The 19,222-nt window shown below is 49.2% G+C and carries 20 protein-coding genes and 1 riboswitch; all 20 genes read left to right on the forward strand.

The genetic code is table 11. The features are described 5' to 3' along the window. The first annotated feature begins 1 nt into the window (after position 1). Positions 2-220, forward strand: coding sequence for a translation initiation factor IF-1 (gene infA, locus DWY89_RS03115; RefSeq protein ID WP_022360552.1), 219 nt, complete (start codon positions 2-4; stop codon positions 218-220). A 249-nt stretch (positions 221-469) separates the two neighbouring features. After that, complete coding sequence (gene rpmJ / locus DWY89_RS03120; RefSeq protein ID WP_003497809.1) at positions 470-583, forward strand: 50S ribosomal protein L36; 114 nt, start codon at positions 470-472, stop codon at positions 581-583. Between the two features lie 131 nt (positions 584-714). Further along, positions 715-1,083 carry a 30S ribosomal protein S13 gene (rpsM, locus tag DWY89_RS03125; protein ID WP_022360551.1) on the forward strand — a complete coding sequence of 123 codons (369 nt, stop codon included), beginning with the start codon at positions 715-717 and terminating at the stop codon, positions 1,081-1,083. Between the two features lie 75 nt (positions 1,084-1,158). Continuing rightward, positions 1,159-1,560, forward strand: coding sequence for a 30S ribosomal protein S11 (gene rpsK / locus DWY89_RS03130; RefSeq protein ID WP_022360550.1), 402 nt, complete (start codon positions 1,159-1,161; stop codon positions 1,558-1,560). Positions 1,561-1,578: 18 nt separating this feature from the next. Beyond that, positions 1,579-2,172 carry a 30S ribosomal protein S4 gene (rpsD, locus tag DWY89_RS03135; protein WP_107000789.1) on the forward strand — a complete coding sequence of 198 codons (594 nt, stop codon included), beginning with the start codon at positions 1,579-1,581 and terminating at the stop codon, positions 2,170-2,172. Positions 2,173-2,298: 126 nt separating this feature from the next. Beyond that, positions 2,299-3,261: a DNA-directed RNA polymerase subunit alpha gene (locus DWY89_RS03140; protein ID WP_107000788.1), complete on the forward strand. Its 963-nt coding sequence runs from the start codon at positions 2,299-2,301 to the stop codon at positions 3,259-3,261. Positions 3,262-3,439: 178 nt separating this feature from the next. Further along, positions 3,440-3,976, forward strand: a complete 537-nt coding sequence (locus DWY89_RS03145) for a L17 family ribosomal protein (protein WP_022360547.1) — start codon at positions 3,440-3,442, stop codon at positions 3,974-3,976. Between the two features lie 390 nt (positions 3,977-4,366). Further along, positions 4,367-5,674: a SpoIVB peptidase gene (spoIVB, locus tag DWY89_RS03150; protein ID WP_333491442.1), complete on the forward strand. Its 1,308-nt coding sequence runs from the start codon at positions 4,367-4,369 to the stop codon at positions 5,672-5,674. A gap of 214 nt (positions 5,675-5,888) precedes the next feature. After that, a riboswitch (cyclic di-GMP riboswitch) is annotated at positions 5,889-5,964 on the forward strand. Positions 5,965-6,392: 428 nt separating this feature from the next. After that, complete coding sequence (gene spo0A, locus DWY89_RS03160) at positions 6,393-7,199, forward strand: sporulation transcription factor Spo0A (RefSeq protein ID WP_117796494.1); 807 nt, start codon at positions 6,393-6,395, stop codon at positions 7,197-7,199. A 207-nt stretch (positions 7,200-7,406) separates the two neighbouring features. Beyond that, the gene (locus DWY89_RS03165; protein WP_117796493.1) at positions 7,407-8,075 is read left to right on the forward strand and encodes a hydrolase; all 669 of its coding nucleotides are present in this window, start codon (positions 7,407-7,409) and stop codon (positions 8,073-8,075) included. Between the two features lie 387 nt (positions 8,076-8,462). Then, on the forward strand, positions 8,463-9,908 hold the full coding sequence (glgA, locus tag DWY89_RS03170; protein WP_022358456.1) for a glycogen synthase GlgA: 1,446 nt from the start codon (positions 8,463-8,465) through the stop codon (positions 9,906-9,908). 78 nt (positions 9,909-9,986) lie between these two features. Then, the gene (locus DWY89_RS03175) at positions 9,987-10,448 is read left to right on the forward strand and encodes a divergent PAP2 family protein (RefSeq protein WP_118523461.1); all 462 of its coding nucleotides are present in this window, start codon (positions 9,987-9,989) and stop codon (positions 10,446-10,448) included. 99 nt (positions 10,449-10,547) lie between these two features. After that, a complete protein-coding gene (locus DWY89_RS03180) occupies positions 10,548-11,204 on the forward strand; it encodes a Maf family protein (protein ID WP_118523462.1) in 657 nt (218 codons plus the stop codon). A 393-nt stretch (positions 11,205-11,597) separates the two neighbouring features. Next, a complete protein-coding gene (locus tag DWY89_RS03185) occupies positions 11,598-12,593 on the forward strand; it encodes a peptidylprolyl isomerase (protein WP_107000783.1) in 996 nt (331 codons plus the stop codon). A gap of 149 nt (positions 12,594-12,742) precedes the next feature. Then, entirely contained in the window at positions 12,743-13,603 is an 861-nt protein-coding gene (locus DWY89_RS03190) for an energy-coupling factor transporter ATPase (protein WP_118523492.1), read from the forward strand. A gap of 2 nt (positions 13,604-13,605) precedes the next feature. Further along, a complete protein-coding gene (locus DWY89_RS03195) occupies positions 13,606-14,469 on the forward strand; it encodes an energy-coupling factor transporter ATPase (protein ID WP_118523463.1) in 864 nt (287 codons plus the stop codon). Continuing rightward, positions 14,466-15,266: an energy-coupling factor transporter transmembrane component T gene (locus DWY89_RS03200; protein WP_118523464.1), complete on the forward strand. Its 801-nt coding sequence runs from the start codon at positions 14,466-14,468 to the stop codon at positions 15,264-15,266. Before DWY89_RS03195 ends, DWY89_RS03200 begins: the two co-directional genes overlap by 4 nt. A 97-nt stretch (positions 15,267-15,363) precedes the next feature. Continuing rightward, entirely contained in the window at positions 15,364-16,395 is a 1,032-nt protein-coding gene (gene truA, locus DWY89_RS03205; protein ID WP_118523465.1) for a tRNA pseudouridine(38-40) synthase TruA, read from the forward strand. Positions 16,396-16,397: 2 nt separating this feature from the next. Further along, complete coding sequence (locus DWY89_RS03210) at positions 16,398-17,825, forward strand: sodium:solute symporter family protein (RefSeq protein ID WP_118523466.1); 1,428 nt, start codon at positions 16,398-16,400, stop codon at positions 17,823-17,825. Between the two features lie 61 nt (positions 17,826-17,886). Continuing rightward, a complete protein-coding gene (locus DWY89_RS03215; protein WP_118523467.1) occupies positions 17,887-19,203 on the forward strand; it encodes a HAMP domain-containing sensor histidine kinase in 1,317 nt (438 codons plus the stop codon). The last annotated feature ends 19 nt before the right edge of the window (positions 19,204-19,222 follow it).

Below are 19,222 nucleotides of genomic sequence, written 5' to 3' on the forward strand. Positions count from 1 at the left end.
AATGTCGAAAGCAGATGTAATTGAGATTGAGGGCGTAGTAGCAGAGAAGCTGCCGAACGCTATGTTTAAGGTAGAACTGGAAAACGGACACATCGTACTTGCTACGATCAGCGGAAAACTCCGTATGAACTACATTCGTATTCTGCCGGGCGATAAGGTTACAATGGAAATGTCGCCATACGATCTCTCTAAGGGAAGAATCATTTGGAGAGATAAATAAAGACCAATCCATTTTTCTCAATAAAAATATTGAGAGAAGTGTAAATTTCGCTTGCATTATAGGATTTTAAATGTTATAATGCTTTAGCGAACTTTGTTGAAGCATCAGGTAAGATCCGCCCTTTTGTCCTCTCACGGCAGGGGGATGGAACGAGTCTGTTGTACCTGTAAGTCCGACACAGGACTGCAATAGGTTATAAAAAATTGTATGTCCGAGATTGGACGGACTATTACGGAAAGGAGAATTGCTGTGAAGGTTAGATCATCGGTTAAACCAATTTGCGAAAAGTGCAAGATCATCAAGAGAAAAGGCAGTATCAGAGTAATCTGTGAGAATCCGAAGCACAAACAAAGACAGGGCTAATTTGATTTAGCACCTATTTTTTCGCGCGGCTTTCTATTATGAACCACTCGGATGAGTTGTTCAGTAGTTTAAGCAAATTTATACATTATCAACGAAGAAGTAAGAAAAACTAATGGAGGTGTACTACACACATGGCTCGTATTTCAGGTGTCGATTTACCAAGAGAGAAACGCGTAGAGATCGGCTTGACTTACATCTACGGTATCGGTAGAGCAAGTGCAGCCCGTATCCTGGCCGAAGCTGAAGTTAATCCTGACACTCGTGTTAAGGACTTAACTGACGACGAAGTTAAGAAGCTTGCGGCAATCATCGCTGACAGTCAGGTGGTTGAGGGTGATCTGAGAAGAGAGATCGCTATGAACATCAAGAGACTGCAGGAGATTGGATGCTACAGAGGCATCCGTCATAGAAAGAGCCTTCCGGTTCGTGGTCAGAAGACAAAGACCAACGCTAGAACTCGTAAGGGTCCGAGAAAGACAGTAGCAAACAAGAAGAAATAATTAAGTAACAAGGAAACTGAATCAGGTTAGGTTTAGCAACAGGATTCAATATTTGAGAAAGTAGGTTAGTTTAAAATGGCTAAAAAAGTGTCCACTGGCAAGAAAGTGACAAAAAAGCGTGTAAAGAAAAACGTTGAACGCGGACAGGCGCACATCCAGTCATCTTTTAATAACACAATCGTTACTTTAACAGATGCACAGGGTAATGCCTTATCATGGGCAAGTGCAGGCGGTCTGGGATTTAGAGGTTCAAGGAAATCTACTCCATATGCGGCTCAGATGGCTGCAGAAACTGCAACGAAGGCAGCTCTTATCCATGGCTTAAAGTCTGTAGACGTTATGGTAAAAGGTCCGGGATCAGGTCGTGAAGCAGCAATCCGTGCTCTTCAGGCATGTGGTCTGGAAGTAACAAGCATTAAGGACGTAACTCCGGTTCCGCATAACGGATGCCGTCCGCCGAAACGTAGAAGAGTCTAATTAGGAGGTGCAAGTAAAGTGGCAGTAGATAGAGTTCCTGTACTTAAAAGATGTAGATCTCTTGACCTTGATCCGGTTTATTTAGGAATCGACAAGAAATCAACGAGAAAATTAACGAGAGCCAACAGAAAGATGAGCGAGTATGCACTCCAGCTGAGAGAGAAGCAGAAAGCAAAATTCATCTACGGTGTGTTAGAGAAACCGTTTAGAAATTACTATGCAAAAGCATCCAGAATGAATGGTCAGGTTGGTGCTAACCTGATGATCCTTCTGGAGTGCAGACTGGATAATGTATTATTCAGAATGGGCTTTGGCCGTACAAGAAAAGAGACACGTCAGATCGTAGATCACAAGCACGTTCTCGTAAACGGCAAGAGCGTAAACATCCCGTCCTACTTAGTTAAGGCTGGCGATGTAATCGAGATCAAAGAGAAGTACAAATCTTCACAGAGATATAAAGATATCGCTGAGGTAACCGGCGGAAGAATGGTACCGGCATGGCTGGAAGTTGACGCTGAGAACCTGAAAGGTACTGTTAAAGAGTTACCGAGCAGAGACGAAATTGACGTTCCTGTAAACGAAGTGCTTATCGTCGAGCTGTACTCCAAATAATAAGAAGTATTACTATTATGTTAGTCCAGAATCTCCCATGTACCTGCTTTGGCAGCTGCTTGGGAGATTCCGAGACTACAAGAGTATGGCAGACCCTCAAAAATGTTCCCAAAAGGAGGGGCTATCGTGTTCGATTTTGAAAAACCAAAAATTGAAATTGCTGAGATTTCCGAAGACAAAAGATATGGCAAATTTGTGGTTGAACCGCTGGAAAGAGGCTATGGTACCACATTAGGCAATTCTTTAAGAAGAATTATGCTTTCCTCTTTGCCTGGTGCAGCAGTAAGTCAAGTGAAAATCGACGGCGTTTTGCATGAGTTCAGTTCTATCCCTGGTGTAAAAGAGGATGTAACTGAAATTATCATGAACATCAAGAGTCTGGCGATCAAAAACAGCAGCGAGACGAATGAGCCGAAGACGGCTTATATCGAGTTCGAGGGCGAAGGCGTCATCACAGCAGCTGACATTCACGCTGATTCTGACATTGAGATTTTGAATCCGGACCAGGTCATCGCTACATTAAGCGGCGGCGCGGACAGCAAATTCTACATGGAGCTGACGATCACGAAGGGCCGCGGCTACATCAGCGCAGATAAGAACAAGAGTGAAGATCTTCCGATCGGAGTTCTGGCTGTTGATTCTATCTACACACCGGTGGAGCGTGTCAATATGACCGTTGAGAACACCCGTGTGGGTCAGGTGACAGATTATGATAAGCTGACATTAGATGTATACACAAATGGAACGCTGGCACCAGACGAAGCTGTCAGCCTGGCAGCAAAGGTTCTGAGCGAGCATCTGAACCTCTTCATTGACCTTTCCGAGAATGCCAAGACCGCAGAGGTTATGGTAGAGAAGGAAGACAACGAGAAAGAGAAAGTGCTTGAGATGAACATCGACGAGCTGGAGTTATCCGTTCGTTCTTACAACTGTTTAAAGAGAGCCGGAATCAATACAGTGGAGGAGCTGTGCAACCGCACACCGGAAGATATGATGAAAGTCAGAAATCTGGGCCGCAAATCCCTGGAAGAGGTTCTTGCAAAACTGAAAGAATTAGGCCTGCAGCTCAACCCGAGCGAAGAGGCTTAAGATACCGCGTGGGTGGACGTGCTTTGCAGTGCGTCCCTTTCATGCAGATACGGGGACGGGTAAGTCCGAATGGCACAGGTCCCTGCATAACCATCAAACAATTATATTTTATATAGCAGACATTCAGTAAGTCCAAAGGGCATGAGTGCCGGCTTCCGCAAATGGAGGAGAAAGAATCATGGCAGGATATAGAAAACTTGGAAGAACTTCCAGTCAGAGAAAAGCAATGCTGCGCAGCCTGGTAACCGCACTGTTATTCAACGGCAAGATCGTTACCACTGAGGCAAGAGCAAAAGAAGTGAAGAAGATCGCTGAGGGTCTGATCGCTCTGGCAGTAAAAGAGAAAGATAACTTCGAGACCGTTAAAGTTACCGCTAAGGTAGCTCGCAAAGACGAGAACGGCAAGAGAGTAAAAGAAGTTGTTGACGGCAAGAAAGTTACCGTTTACGACGAAGTAGAGAAAGAGATCAAGAAAGATAAAGCTTCCAGACTTCACGCTAGAAGACAGATGCTGAAGGTTCTCTACGATGTAACAGACGTTCCGACTGCAAGAGCAGGCAAGAAGAAAAACACTAAGAAGGTAGATATGCCGGCTAAGCTGTTTGATGAGCTTGCACCGAAGTACGCTAACCGCAATGGTGGTTACAGCCGTATCGTTAAGATCGGTCAGCGTAAGGGCGACGGCGCTATGGAAGTTCTGTTAGAGCTGGTATAATTTAGATAGATTCGTTTGTTTAAGTTGTATCAAATTTTCGTTCTTTTACGCAAGTTTTGAATCGTAAGATGATTTTATACCCCCGGTTTGGGAGACAGAGAAATCTGTCTTCTGAACCGGGTTTTTTGACGTTAGAATGGAATTTTTCAGGTTTTCCATTTACCTTGAGAAAAAGTCAGGGTTTTAATAACACTTGAATGAAAAAAATAGAAAGAATGGCGCAAAAATAGCAGACTGAATTTTACGGTTTTCCGCATACTAGGATTAAACGATTTTATCGAACAAGTTCTTGGATTCAAACAGAGTGTACATCTGCATTTCGTTGAGATTCGCCGCAGTGCGTAATCTACGGAACGGGGGAGGTACATAGGAGTAGAAGGAGGAAAAACCGTGCGAAAAAACTCTGGTATGTGGAAAACAATAAGTCGGAAGGAAAAACTTCGCCGTGTTCTGCTGATAATCTTTGGTGCGGGGGTCATTGCGCTTGCCGGCGTGTCTTATCAATATGTGAAGAACGCGGTTCCCGACCGCATCAATGTGGTGGTGGACCGGCAGGAGCAAGTTCGCTTTGGGCTGCCGTTTCGGGCATTGCTGGAAAGTGAGAGCGAGGAGGTGCTTCTAAACGGCAGCTCTAAAATTCCGTCCGACCAGATCCATCTGCAGCTCAACCAGCCCTTTTCCATCTATTCTGAACAGGAGGGAACGTACCGTTTAAGTCTCAAACTCTTTGGAATATGGAAATTAAAGGATATCGAGGTAGATGTGTCGGACGTCCAGTATGCGGTTCCCTGTGGGCTGCCGGTGGGTATTTACATGAAATCCGATGGACTGATGGTGATCGGAACCGGAAGGGTGACGGCACAGACGGGGGAAGTGATGGATCCGGCGGACGGGATCCTGCGTTCTGGAGACTATATCGAGGCAATCAACGGGACGCCGGCGACGGACAAGAAAGATATGATACGGGCGGTCAAGGAAGCGGGAAATATGGCTCTGACACTTTCAGTGCGCCGCGAGGGAGAGACGATGGATGTACAGATGACGCCGGTACAGACGCAGGAGGGAGACTATAAGCTGGGGCTGTGGATCCGCGACGATACGCAGGGCATCGGTACGATGACCTATGTATGTGCTAACGGCGCGTTTGGAGCGCTGGGACACGGTATCAGCGACGGCGACACGGGACTTCTGGTGCAGACCTCCGGCGGCGAACTATACGATACGGAGATTCTGGGTGTGGAGAAGGGAAGTTTCGGAAAGCCGGGCGTGATGTCGGGCGTTATTTACTATGGAAATCAGTCGCGGCTGGGAAGTGTGGAGGCTAATACGGATCAGGGCATTTTCGGGACGGCAAATCCGCGCTTTTTAAGTCGGGTAAAGAACCCTGCAATTCCGATCGGTTACCGTCAGGACGTCAAAAAAGGCCGTGCCTGCATCCGCAGCAGCGTGTCCGGGGAATTGAAAGACTACGAGATTGAGATTCAGAAAATAGACCATTCCTCCAACCGCCACAACAAGGATATGGTCATCCGCGTAACCGATCCGGAACTTCTGTCCTTGACCGGCGGGATCGTCCAGGGCATGAGCGGCAGCCCCATCATCCAGAACGGAAAACTCATCGGAGCAGTTACGCACGTTTTTATTCAGGATTCGACGCGTGGGTATGGGATTCTGGTGGAGAATATGCTGGGACATTGAATCTGGATGCAAAGTAACTGTTTACGGGTGGGAATTTTCTGGACTGAAAATTCCATATGATACAGTTCTGGCAGCAGATTTTGCCGATTTTGAATACGCAGCATCGGCAAAATCCTGTTGCTGGGCACACGTGTGTGAACAGTAACATGCAAAGTACAAAGTTTTTGCTCTCTTTATTGACAGGATATAAAAAAAGCGTATATAATAGAGCAAATTACATATTTGGCAAAACAGTTGAAAAGCTGCGACGCAAAGCTATAGGGCCTGTAAAATGGCAGCCAGTTGCATTAACACGATAACAGAGTATGTTATAGTTGTATGGCTATGGCGTAACTCTGTTTTTTTATAGGAATTTATCGAAACTTGATCTGCAAAGATGGAATTTTCATGTTCAGAAACCGGTCGTGGAGGCTTTTTAATTGCGTGTATTTTGTGTGTCTTTCGACCGGAATCGGTAAAACGTGGTGATAAGGGATCGTTAGATAGGCGTATGGCGGCTGGGCGGTAGAAGGTTTATAGCGGAATCTTAACAGATACGGTTAGCTACAATACATGCTTATATATAGTTTGCATCTTGTGTAATTTATTTTGCATCAAAAGAATTGATAGACAAAATGAGCGTTGAGTGTCGAACTGCGCGATCAAAACGAGTTGAAACTTGTTAAAAAAAGAATTTATAATTATTTTAATCATCACAGGTGCCGAGGAGGAGAATATTATGGCAGAAATGAAGATTGCGATCGCAGAGGATAATCGTCAGGCATTGGATATGCTTGGAAATATACTGGAAAGTGATAAGGAGATTCAGGTGGTCGGAAAAGCGGAAAACGGAACCGATGCCTATAATATGATCGTAAAGACAAAGCCGGATATTGTATTTCTGGACGTAGTGATGCCGGGAATGGATGGAATTTCGGTTATGGAGCGCATCAAGACAAATCAAGACTGTTCAGCTGACACTTCCTTTGTTATGATTACAGCTGCGAGCAGCGAGAATCTGACAGCGGATGCTTTTCGGATGGGCGCCTGTTATTACATAGTAAAGCCATTTTCGAAGGAGGCGGTTTTAGACAAGGTACATCGCCTGAAGAATTACAGGAACCGCGCTTCGACCCTGGCGGGCAACCGGAAGGTGGAGCCGTATATGGTGTCGGCGGAATATGAAAGACAGAATCTGGAGAGCGATGTGACGCAGATTCTGCATGAGATTGGGATTCCGGCTCATATTAAGGGATATCAGTACCTGCGGGATGCGATTATTTTGTCAGTCAGTGATAAAGAAATGCTCGGTTCTGTGACGAAAATCCTGTACCCGACCATCGCCAAGAAGCGCCAGACCACTTCAAGCCGTGTCGAGCGGGCAATCCGCCACGCGATTGAGGTCGCATGGAGCCGCGGCAAGATGGACACGATCAACGATCTATTTGGATATACCGTCAGCACAGGGAAAGGAAAGCCGACCAATTCGGAATTTATCGCATTGATTGTTGACAAGATTTGCCTGGATTATAAGCGGGATGTATAAAATCGTGCGGTGCTTTTTGGAGCCGAAAGTGCTGTAAGCCTTTTTAACACGATTGTAACACATTTATGAAAGTGACTGATTGCATGGGTAAATGTGTGTATGATAAGATAAAGGGGAAATAAAAGATGCAGGACTGAAAAACTGCCCCTGTATAAAACAGCTGGACAGAGAGGTCAGGAAAGCAGCTAAAAGAACGGAGAATTGCCTATGAAAAAAAAAGTACCGGCGTACAATGGAACCCTGCGGGATCACACGATTATGTGTCCGTATTGTATCAGTGAATGTTCAGGAATCCGCATCTTTGGAAAGCGTATCAAATCGATCGCCTTCTCAACGGATGTGGCAATCATCAAAAATATCAACGCGGATGCGATCATCGCAGTTTATCCGTTTACTCCGCAGGCAGCTATCTCACAGTCGATCATCAGCATCTCGGATGTGCCGGTGTTTGTCGGGGTCGGCGGCGGTCTGACCGGAGGAAAGCGTTCCGTCCGTCTGGCGCTTCAGGCAGAACATCAGGGAGCCTACGGTGTAGTGGTCAATGCGCCGATCGCGGATGAGGTCATCACGGAGATCAAGCGGGTGGTTGACATTCCGGTCATTGCGACGATTGCTTCGGTTCACACGGATGTCCGCCGCAAACTGGAGGCGGGAGCCGATATTTTAAATGTATCAGGCGCTGCCGCCACCGCATCGATGGTAGCCGAGATCCGGAAGGAGTATCCGGACGTTGCCATTATCGCGACCGGAGGACCGACTAATGAATCGATTTTGGAGACGATCGAGGCAGGAGCCAATGCGATCACGTACACGCCGCCGTCCAACGGCGAGCTGTTTGCGCGGACGATGAAGAAATACAGGGAGATCAATCCCTGATTATACAAAAGCCGGGGCCGAAGAGAAAACATAATTTTCTTTTCGGCTCCGTCTTTTATTTTTGTTTCATAGGAAATTGCGTCCTATGAAACAAAAAAACGCTCCGCGAGGATGCGCACTCGCGCGAAGCAGAAACATGTCGCAAGCGACCGCGCTCGGCGCGAGAATGTGCCAAGGCACATTCTTTTTCATGCGGTAAAATTTATAATTCATCCGGTACTATGCAAAATATCCAATTCAGAAAATACAGTCTGCAAATCGGAACTATTTGTCATATATTTCCCGATTTTTTTCTCTGTCGCCTACTTTCTAATTCCCTGATTCTATTGTATAATAATTTTAATAGGGTGCCAGATCGCGAGCGGGCACGGTTGGGAGGTAGTAGCTATGAAGAATATTCTGTTTATTGCATCGGAGGCGGTTCCATTTATCAAAACAGGAGGTTTGGCAGACGTTGTCGGATCCCTTCCAAAATGTTTTGATAAGCAGTATTTTGATGTGCGTGTCATGATCCCGAAGTATCTGTGCATCAAAGAGTCATTCCGCAATGAAATGAAGTATGTGAACCATTTTTATATGGATTATCTGGGACAGAACCGGTATGTGGGCATCCTGGAATATGAATATGAGGGCGTGACCTTCTATTTTATTGATAATGAGAGTTATTTCTGGGGTGATCGCCCGTATGGGGACTGGTATTACGATCTGGAGAAGTTTTCTTTCTTCTGCAAGGCGGCTCTCTCATCCCTGCCGGTGATCGGCTTCAAGCCGGATGTCATCCACTGCCACGACTGGCAGACGGGACTTATCCCGGTGCATCTCAAGGACAAATTCCACGGCGGCGAGTTCTTCCGGGATATCAAGTCCGTCATGACGATCCACAACCTGAAATTCCAGGGTGTGTGGGATGTGAAGACAATCCAGCATTTCTCTGAGCTGCCGGACTACTATTTTACACCGGATAAGCTGGAAGCTTACAAAGACGGCAATATGTTAAAAGGCGGCATCGTATACGCGGATGCGATCACGACGGTCAGCAACACCTACGCGGAGGAGATTAAGACTCCGTTCTACGGCGAGGGACTGGACGGTCTGATGCGTGCGAGAAGCAACAGTCTGCGCGGTATCTTAAATGGTATTGATTACGATGAATTTAATCCGGAGACAGATAAACGGATCGTACAAAATTATAACGCAAAGACATTCCGCAAGGAGAAATCCAAGAATAAAAAGGCGCTGCAGGCGGAGCTGGGACTGGCGCAGGACGAGAAAAAGTTCATGATCGGTATCGTCTCCCGTCTGACCGACCAGAAGGGACTTGACCTGGTACAGTGTGTGATGGATGAGATCTGTACGGAAGATGTACAGCTGGTTGTGCTGGGAACCGGAGATGAACGGTATGAAAATATGTTCCGCCACTATGACTGGAAGTACAATGATCGTGTTTCCGCTAATATTTATTATTCGGAAGATATGTCGCATAAGGTATATGCAGCCTGTGACGCATTCCTGATGCCGTCGCTGTTTGAACCATGTGGGCTGAGCCAGCTCATGGCGCTTCGCTACGGAACCGTGCCGATCGTGCGTGAGACGGGTGGCCTCAAGGATACTGTATGGCCATACAATGAATACGATGGAACCGGAACAGGATTTTCCTTTGCTAACTACAATGCACATGAGATGCTCGACTGCATCCGCTATGCAAAATACATCTATTATAATAAGAAGCGCGAGTGGAACAAGATCGTAGACCGCGGCATGGCGGCGGATTTTTCCTGGCAGACATCGGCTGGAAAATATCAGGAATTGTATGACTGGCTGATAGGATATTAATGACGGACCGGGTGATTTAGAGACAGTGGCATATGTGTGGAAGAAAACAGAGGAATTAAGATAGTACAGGAGAGAAACATGACTTTTTTTCAGGAATTGACATCAAACCAGACGCTGATGACCGGCGTGACCGGGTGGGTGGTCGCCCAGGTGCTCAAGACGATTCTGGACATCGGGCTGAACCATTCGTTCAACCCGGAGCGTCTGGTTGGCTCCGGCGGTATGCCGAGTTCTCACTCATCCACTGTATGTTCGATGGCAACGGCGGCGGCGCTGCGGTACGGAGTGGGAAGCTTTGAATTTTCCATCAGCTTTATTCTGGCGATGATTGTTATGTATGACGCGATCGGTGTCCGGCAGGAGACAGGAAAGCAGGCAAGAGTTCTAAACCGTCTGCTTTTCGATGATTTTCTCAAGCTGGACGGCGTGGTGTTACAGGAAAAATTGAAGGAATACGTGGGGCATACGCCGATACAGGTAGCAGCAGGCGCGATTTTAGGCATTTTGATTGCATTTATTCTCGATCCGATGTTCATATAACGAACATCGGATCTTTTCATTTTGGCTGATAGATGGTATAAATATAGGGATAACGTGTATCTAAGCGTTAAATGAAACTGAGGAAATGAGAACAGAACAATGGAACAGAGAAGAGACATAGAAAATACCAAACCTGCCTGCCGGTTAATTCTGGCGAGTGCGTCTCCGCGCCGCAGGGAGCTTTTGGAGCGGATTGGGCTGAAACCGGAGATTCATCCGAGCACTTTGGAGGAAAATCCGCTCTGTACGGAACCGGCGCAGGTTGTGATGGAACTGGCGGGACAGAAGGCGCGCGATGTGATGGCGCAGGTGCGTGAGGAGGCACGGACGACGGGAATCCCATTTTCCGGGATTATCATTGGTTCCGATACCGTTGTCAGTGTGGATGACGAGATTTTAGGAAAACCGGCGGATCGGGATGAGGCGCTTGAGATGATCGGACGGATCCAGGGGCGCAGCCACCGTGTATACACGGGCGTGGCGATCCTGACTGAGGATCGGGAGAGCTGCTTTGCGGTTGAGACGCGGGTGGATGTATATCCGATGAGCGATGCGGAGATCGAGGCGTATGTAGACTGCGGCGAGTCGATGGACAAGGCGGGCGCATACGGCATTCAGGGAAGCTTTGCCGCGCATATCCGCGGAATCGACGGTTCTTACACGAATGTGATGGGGCTGCCGGTCGGAAGACTCTATCAGGAATTGAAGCGGATCTGCCCGGAGAAGATAGAGGATCTGCTCAAGCATACGGTCTGAGGTGGATGGCTGATGGAAAGAAAGTTACTGTTCATGGGTAGGCACTTTTGGAACCGAAAGTGCCGTAAGAAAACGTGGTGGCAGACCGTGAACCAGAGTGGAAGGATTGACAGAACGCAGCGCTGCTGGTCATATGTGTGAACAGTATTCAAGTCGAACGTCCGTGAGACTTGGCGCGTGATTCTGGTCAGCGTAAGCTGACATATTCTTTACGGAATCACTGCGCATCCTCGCGGAGCGTTTATCTCAGTCGGAGACAAGGCTTCCACTGAGACAAATTTGCTATTACTCACCACCTGAAGAGGTGGGAGTCTTCTCGACTGAGATAAATCATCCGCTCAGAGAGAATATGTGACAGGAATTGCTAAAATATGCAGGAGAAAGGGAGTATCCATGCAGAAACAGAAAAGGAAGACAAACCATATCCACCGGGCGGCGTGTGCCCTGCTTGCGGGGCTGGCGCTCAGCCTGGGGCTTTTGACTGGATGCGGCTCGGACGGCAGCACGATCGTGGTGGGAAAGAAGAATGAAAAAGGTTATTCCCGCGCGGAAGTGATGGTGATCGCCATGACGGAGAAAAAACGCTATGAGGAGGTCTGTACAGATCAGATCTGGGGCGTTTCAGTTGGAGAAAAGGGCGATGATTTTGAAACGTATCTAAAAAAACAGATCCGTTCGTTTATGGATGAGCTGAAAATCATGAACCTGCTGGCAGCCGACCGGGGGATTTCCCTGACTTCAGAGGAGCGGGCGGCGATGGACCGGGCAGCAGCCGAGTATTTTGGGCGTCTGCCGCAGTCGGCGATCGACTCGATGGGCGTGACGGAGGCGGATGTCCAGCATATCTATGAGGATTATGGTCTGGCGGAGAAGCTGGCGGGACAGCTCACGGACAATGTGGCGCTGGAGGTCAGCGACAGTGAGGCAAAGGTGATCCATGTCAGTCAGATAAAGACATCGGATGAGAGCGAGGCAGACGCCTTCCAGCGGGCGGCATCGCAGGAAGATGCCGATTTCCAGTCCTGTGCCGAGGAGGCGGGGTTGACGGTGAGTGACCGGGTGCTGGGGCGCGGCGATGAGTCGGATGCCTATGAGAAAGAGGCATTTTCCCTTGCCGAGGGCGCAGTCAGCCAGGTGATCCATGCGGACGACGCGTACTATGTGCTCAAATGTACGGACGATTACGACGAGGACGAGACGGCGGCGCGCAAGGAGCGCATCTACGAGGAGCGGAAAAAACGCGCCTTTCAGGAGATCTACGATCGGTTCAGCAATACGATCTCCGTTTCTTACAGCAGCGGGCTCTGGGACAGTCTGGATCTGACCTCGGAGTTCGAGAAAAATGACGCGGATTTCTTTGAGATTTATGCGGAATATGCGATCAAATAGGTAGTCTGTACCTGGGGCGGGTAGGCAAAAAGTAAACTTATTTTTAAAAAAGGATAACAATTCGGAACAACCGCTTGACTACCGGGGAAAATTCTTCTACAATGAACGGTAATGTCCGGTCAGGCGGACATACTGTGGAGGAAAAATACATGAATATCATAAAAGCGGTCAATCTTGTATTTGATTATATAAGACGCGATGAAGAGGGGCAGGTAGAGGAAGTAAAGCGCGCCTTGGATCATGTGAATCTGGAGATTGAGAAAGGCAGCTTTGTGGCGATCCTGGGACACAATGGTTCCGGCAAGTCCACATTTGCCAAGCAGATCAATGGCATTTTGAGCCCGACCGACGGTACGCTTTTTGTATCGGAGATGGATACGAGGGACGAGGCGCATCTGTGGGATATCCGCAAAAATGCGGGCATGGTCTTTCAGAATCCGGATAACCAGATCATAGGAAATATAGTGGAAGAGGACGTCGGATTCGGTCCGGAAAATATCGGAGTTCCGACCGAGGAGATCTGGAAGCGAGTGGATGAGAGCTTAAAGGCAGTCGGGATGACGATGTACCGCAAGCAGTCCCCGAACCATCTGTCCGGCGGACAGAAGCAGCGTGTGGCGATCGCGGGCGTCATGGCGATGAAACCAGAATGTATCGTGCTCGATGAGCCGACGGCGATGCTCGATCCGAACGGACGCAAGGAGGTTATCCGCACCGTCCATGAGTTAAACCGGGCGGAAGGAATCACGATGGTGCTGATCACCCATTATATGGAAGAGGTGGTCGATGCAGACCGCGTGATCGTCATGGATGACGGTCATATCGTGATGGACGGCACGCCGAAGGAGATTTTCTCCCGCGTGGAGGAACTAAAACAATACCGGATGGATGTGCCGCAGGTGACGGAGCTTGCGTGGGAGCTGCAGAAAAAGGGAATTCCGCTTCCGGATGGAATCCTTCGTAAATCGGAGCTTCTGGACGCACTGGTACCGATTTTGAAAGAGGAATAGAGATGGCAATACAGGTAGAAGATTTGTGCTACACCTACGGCGAGGGCACGGCGTTAGAGCGCCGGGCATTAAAGCACGTAAGTTTTGAGATTCAGGACGGCGAATTTGTCGGTCTGATTGGTCATACCGGATCGGGAAAATCGACCCTGATCCAGCATTTAAACGGTCTGATCAAGCCGACCAGCGGCGACATTAAGTATCAGGGTGTCAGCATTTACAGCCAGGGTTATAAATTAAAGGATCTGCGGAGTAAAGTGGGGCTGGTGTTCCAGTATCCGGAGTACCAGCTCTTTGAGGCAGATATTTTTACAGACGTCTGTTTCGGACCGAAAAATCTGGGGCTTCCGCAGGAAGAGGTGGAAAAACGTGCCCGTCATGCCTTAAAGCTGGTCGGCATGGATGAAAAATTTTATAAGCAGTCCCCGTTTGAACTTTCCGGCGGACAGAAACGCCGCGTCGCGATCGCGGGTGTACTGGCGATGCGTCCGGAGATGATGATCCTCGACGAGCCGACGGCGGGACTCGATCCGCAGGGGCGCGATGAGATTTTAGGTCAGATCGAGCGCCTGAACCGGGAGCACGGGCTGACGATTTTGGTGGTTTCCCACAGCATGGAGGACATGGCGCGCTACGTGGACCGTATCATGGTCATGAACGACGGCGTGAAGATGTTTGACGATACGCCGAAGGAGGTATTCCGCCATTACAAGGAGTTAGAGGCGATCGGTCTTGCTGCGCCGCAGATCACTTATGTGGTGCAGGGACTTCGGGAGCGCGGGATTCCGATCGACGACGCGATCACGACGGTAGAAGAGGCGCGGGAGGCGATTCTGGCGCTGTATAACAAGCGGAGGGAGAAACAATGATACGGGATATCACAATCGGACAGTATTATCCGGTCGAATCAGTGGTTCACCGGCTGGATCCGCGTACCAAGCTGTTTGGAACGCTGATCTACATTATTTCATTATTTTTCGCAGATAACCTGCTCTGCTATGCGGTAGCGACCGTATTTCTGGCGATGGCGATTCGCGCCTCACGCGTACCATTTAAATTTATCGTGCGGGGACTCAAGGCGATCGTGTTCCTGTTACTTATCAGTATCAGCTTTAACCTGTTTCTGACAAATGGACGGGTGATTTTCCAGATAGGGTTCTTAAAAGTGACGCATGAGGGCTTGCGACTGGCAGTTTTCATGGGTCTGCGCCTGATGTATCTGGTGATTGGTTCCTCTGTCATGACGCTGACGACGACCCCGAACCAGCTCACGGACGGCTTGGAGCGGAGTCTGGGATGCTTGAACCGTCTCCATGTGCCGGTGCATGAGATCTCGATGATGATGTCGATCGCGCTGCGTTTTATCCCGATCCTGATTGAGGAGACGGATAAGATCATGAAGGCACAGATGGCGAGAGGCGCTGATTTTGAATCTGGTAATCTCGTACAGCGGGCAAAGAGCATGATCCCGATTCTGGTACCGCTTTTCGTATCGGCGTTCCGCCGCGCGACGGATCTGGCGATGGCGATGGAGGCGCGCTGCTACCGGGGCGGAAGTGGGCGGACCAAGATGAAGCCGCTGCATTATGAGGCAAGAGACAGGGTTACTTACCTGATCCTTCTGGTTTATTTAGGAATCGTGATCGCGCTTCGAATTTTGTTTTAAAAGAGTGATTGCTTGAATGTGTCAGGGCGCATTTTTTATTCAAAAGGCGCATTTGAAAAAGATAGTTTAAAAGTTTAGAAGTTAGAGGATAGATACCATGAGACGAATTAAACTGGTGGTCTCCTACGATGGAACCGCCTACTGCGGATGGCAGTTGCAGCCCAACGGAGTCACGATCGAGGAAGTGTTAAACAAGGCGCTTTCTTCTCTTTTAAAAGAGGATATCCAGGTCATCGGGGCGAGCCGGACGGATTCGGGTGTCCATGCGATGGGAAATGTGGCTGTTTTCGATACCGAGAGCAGGATTCCGGGTGATAAGATCTGCTTTGCGCTCAACCAGCGCCTGCCGGACGATGTGCGGATCCAGGCGTCGGAGGAGGTGCCGCTTACCTTTCATCCACGCAAGGTAAACTGCGTGAAAACGTATGAATACAAGATTTTGAACCGCAAGATCGATATGCCGCTGCAGCGCTTATACAGCCATTTCTGCTATTTCAATCTGGATTTAGAGAAAATGCAGAAGGCGGCATCCTATCTCATCGGCGAGCACGATTTCAAGAGTTTCTGTACGGTGCGGACGCAGGCGGAGGAGACGGTGCGGACGATCTACAGCCTGACCGTGACGAAGGCGGACGACCTGATTACGATCCGCATCAGCGGCAGCGGTTTCCTCTACAATATGGTCCGGATCATCGCCGGGACGCTGGTTAAGATCGGTATGGGCGTTTACCCGCCGGAGAAGATGGAGGAGATTCTGGAGGAGAAAAACCGGGCGGCAGCAGGTCCTACGATCCCGGCACGCGGGCTGACGCTCGTAAGTCTGGAGTACGAAAAAGAGCTGGCGCCGTACCTGGAGGGCGAAAATAAGCACTGGCATTATGTGCTGGATCAGAGAAATGTCCCGGAGAAGGGGCTTGCCTACCTCACGATCGAGCGCTGTGAGCCGGAAGAGCTTGACGGTGTGCTCCGTCGCGTGATCCATCAGGCATACCGAAATGGTGCGAAACAGGTATTTGTGCGGGATACGTTTGGAGAAGAGGGGAGCATCTACGGATATTACCGGCTGAGACGGCAGCCGGAGGCGGAAGAAGGCTGGCTGGAAGCCATCTATGAGGGTGAACATCAGTAAGTATGAGTAGAACATTTGATTATCTGGTCTGTTTCAGCGTCTATTCGCTGATTATCCTGATCATAGGAAAATCATCGTTCGGTGAGAGCGATTCGATTGGAAAATTTTTTATCGGAGAACGGAAATGCGGGTTCTGGCGGCTGTTTTGCACCTTCGTCGGAACCTGGGTGTCCGCTGCGACCATTCTGGGATATACGGGCAATGTTTTTGAAAATGGAACCTCAGTGATCGCCGTGACAGTTATCCCGTGGTTCATCGGCGCGGGGCTCTTGTATCTTATCAGCGGGCGTATCTATGACTGCGACCTGCTCACGATCCCGCAGTTCATCGGGGATCGCTACCATTCCCGCCTCCTGCGGACCTGCTGTGCCCTGCTGCTCTCGAGCGGTTACGTTTTTTATCTGGTGATCCAGATCAAGGGATTTGGAATCGCGGCGGCGACGCTCTTAAATATTGATTATAAAGTTGCAATTTTTCTGGTTTATCTGTTTATTCTGTATTCTACCTTTGGAGGATTCAATTCGGTTACCAAGACGGACGGCGGCAACCTCATCATGCTCACGATCAGCATAGTGGTTGTCTATTTTGTCGTGGTCGGAGGAATAGAGGGAAGTGGATTTCTGACGAACGCGGAGGTGTTCAACCGAAATGCGGCAGGCAGCGGGACGGACAGTTTTGGAAATCTGATGAAGGATTACAGCCTTGCCATGTACCTCACGATGTTTTTTGGCTGGGGTATGGGGCTGGCAGCGAATCCTCAGTATCTGATCCGGATTGTGGCGGCAAAGAGCCGTGAGACGGCGCGGAAAGTCCTGATCTGTTCGCTGGTGTTCTTGACATTTTTTTATTTCTGCCTGACCCAGATCGGTCTGGGGCTTCGGATTCTGTTTCCTTATCTGTCCTCTTTCTTTGGTTCAGACGATATTTTTGTCTACGCGATTAATTATTTGATTCGATCGCGGTTCAGCGGATTTTTCTTAATCAGTGTGATCGGCGCGTGCATGTCGACGGCGAACTCGCAGCTGCTTCTGATTGGCTCGATGATGTCCTACGATGTGGCGGCGCAGTATGGAAAATGGAAGAAAACAGAGGACCGCATTCTGGGCCTGACGCAGCTCTTTATCTTTCTCGGCGGAACACTGGCGCTTCTGCTCTCCTTAAATCCACCGTCCAACAGCCTGTTTTTCGGCGCGGATATCTGGGGATTGTTTTCAGCAATTCTGACACCGCTTCTCTACGGTACGCTTTATTATAAGCGGGCGACGAGGACGGGCGCATGGGCGGCATTTGTGACAGGGGTAGCCGGGACGGTGCTGCTTCAGCCGCGTGAGCTGCCGGTTTACTGGGGATTTCCGGTGACGCTGTGTTCGACCCTGGTTTTTGTCCTTGTCCCGGTGCTGGAGAGTATATGGAAAAAACGTGCTTGCTAAAGGCGGGCATTTGGAAACATGAAAGTGGCAGACAACAGCGAGAAGGAGGCGAAAACGAGCGATGAATAAATGGCTGAAACGTCTTTCAAATTGGTTTTTACAAATTGAAAATGAGGTCATGGTTCCATTTGTGCTGGTCGGAATCCTGGTAATCGGCAGTTTCAGTATGATTTCCTATTATAATGGCTACACGATGCAGAAAAACAGTGAGCTTGAGCTGGCTGATACGCTGTTTGAGAATGTAAACCGCGATTTGCACTTCCTGGAAAAGCGTCTGCCGGAGGAGGAGATCGCGGAAAAATACCGGAATTTTGAGCGCGGGCGGATCCGGATTCTGAACCGTGACGGTGAGGAGATCACGGTCGGAAGCCGTTGGAAAAATACATCGGTGCTGGCAGTCAGCGAGGGGGAAAATCCATTTGGCTGGCGGCTGGAGTACCGGATAAATGAGAGAATATTCGGGAACCGCATCTTAGAGCAGCAGAGCTATCTGGTAGTTGGCGCGATCGCGGCGCTGATTCTCATCTGCCAGGCAAGTATTTTCATTTCCCACAGTATCACGCGCCCCATCCGCCGGATGAGCCATACCTGTAAAGAAATCGAGGAAAACAAGGGCAGTTATCAGAAATACCGGTTTGAGGCGGTCAGCCGCCACGACGAGATCGGGCAGCTGGCGGTTACCTTTGAGGGACTGCTCAAAAACATGGATAATTACACGAAAATGGAATATACCAGCCGGATGGCAGCGACGCTGGCGCATGAGATCAAGAACCCGATCGCGGGCATCCGCTCCGGGATTCAGCTTTTAAAGGGCAGGGCAGTCAAGGACGGAGATAAGATGCTCTGTGACAGCATGATCCATGAGATCGACCGCGTCACGGCGCTGATCATGAATCTTCTGACTTTGTCAATCCGGCGTGAATCACTGAAAACGGAGGTTTCTGTGACCGGTGTTTTAAAGGAGATCGGAATGATCTATGCGAAAGGACCGGACAGCCGCCGCGCATCGCTTTTGGTGGAGGCAGAAGAGGGACTGAGGGCGAGTCTCAATGAAAATGAGTTCCGTCAGATCATCCACAACCTGATCAGCAACAGCCTGAAGGCGCTGGTACCGGACCGCGAGGGACAGATCAAGCTCATGGCAGCCGCGCAGGAGAAAGAAGTGCTTGTGACGGTGCGGGACAACGGAAAAGGCATGACGGAGGAAGAAGTTTCCAAGGCGCTGGAACCATTTTATACAAAGAGCATCAACGGAACCGGGCTTGGGCTCTCAATCGTGAGCCGCCTGGTGGAGTCAAATGGAGGAACGATGGAGATCGTGAGCAAGCCGGGGGTAGGGACAGACGTGGTTTTAAGATTTCCGGGGAAAATGGTATAGTGTGACCATTTAATGAGGT

Origin of the sequence: Clostridium sp. AF27-5AA (assembly GCF_003478415.1) — a bacterium.
GTDB lineage: Bacteria > Bacillota > Clostridia > Lachnospirales > Lachnospiraceae > Otoolea > Otoolea fessa.

Bases quoted from the DNA above. Each gene is read 5' to 3' on its own strand.
- infA (WP_022360552.1), top strand. From the start codon at position 2: ATGTCGAAAGCAGATGTAATTGAGATTGAGGGCGTAGTAGCAGAGAAG.
- rpsM (WP_022360551.1), top strand. From the start codon at position 715: ATGGCTCGTATTTCAGGTGTCGATTTACCAAGAGAGAAACGCGTAGAG.
- rpsK (WP_022360550.1), top strand. From the start codon at position 1,159: ATGGCTAAAAAAGTGTCCACTGGCAAGAAAGTGACAAAAAAGCGTGTA.
- DWY89_RS03145 (WP_022360547.1), top strand. From the start codon at position 3,440: ATGGCAGGATATAGAAAACTTGGAAGAACTTCCAGTCAGAGAAAAGCA.
- spo0A (WP_117796494.1), top strand. From the start codon at position 6,393: ATGGCAGAAATGAAGATTGCGATCGCAGAGGATAATCGTCAGGCATTG.
- DWY89_RS03165 (WP_117796493.1), top strand. From the start codon at position 7,407: ATGAAAAAAAAAGTACCGGCGTACAATGGAACCCTGCGGGATCACACG.
- glgA (WP_022358456.1), top strand. From the start codon at position 8,463: ATGAAGAATATTCTGTTTATTGCATCGGAGGCGGTTCCATTTATCAAA.
- DWY89_RS03175 (WP_118523461.1), top strand. From the start codon at position 9,987: ATGACTTTTTTTCAGGAATTGACATCAAACCAGACGCTGATGACCGGC.
- DWY89_RS03180 (WP_118523462.1), top strand. From the start codon at position 10,548: ATGGAACAGAGAAGAGACATAGAAAATACCAAACCTGCCTGCCGGTTA.
- DWY89_RS03185 (WP_107000783.1), top strand. From the start codon at position 11,598: ATGCAGAAACAGAAAAGGAAGACAAACCATATCCACCGGGCGGCGTGT.
- DWY89_RS03190 (WP_118523492.1), top strand. From the start codon at position 12,743: ATGAATATCATAAAAGCGGTCAATCTTGTATTTGATTATATAAGACGC.
- DWY89_RS03195 (WP_118523463.1), top strand. From the start codon at position 13,606: ATGGCAATACAGGTAGAAGATTTGTGCTACACCTACGGCGAGGGCACG.
- DWY89_RS03200 (WP_118523464.1), top strand. From the start codon at position 14,466: ATGATACGGGATATCACAATCGGACAGTATTATCCGGTCGAATCAGTG.
- truA (WP_118523465.1), top strand. From the start codon at position 15,364: ATGAGACGAATTAAACTGGTGGTCTCCTACGATGGAACCGCCTACTGC.
- DWY89_RS03210 (WP_118523466.1), top strand. From the start codon at position 16,398: ATGAGTAGAACATTTGATTATCTGGTCTGTTTCAGCGTCTATTCGCTG.
- DWY89_RS03215 (WP_118523467.1), top strand. From the start codon at position 17,887: ATGAATAAATGGCTGAAACGTCTTTCAAATTGGTTTTTACAAATTGAA.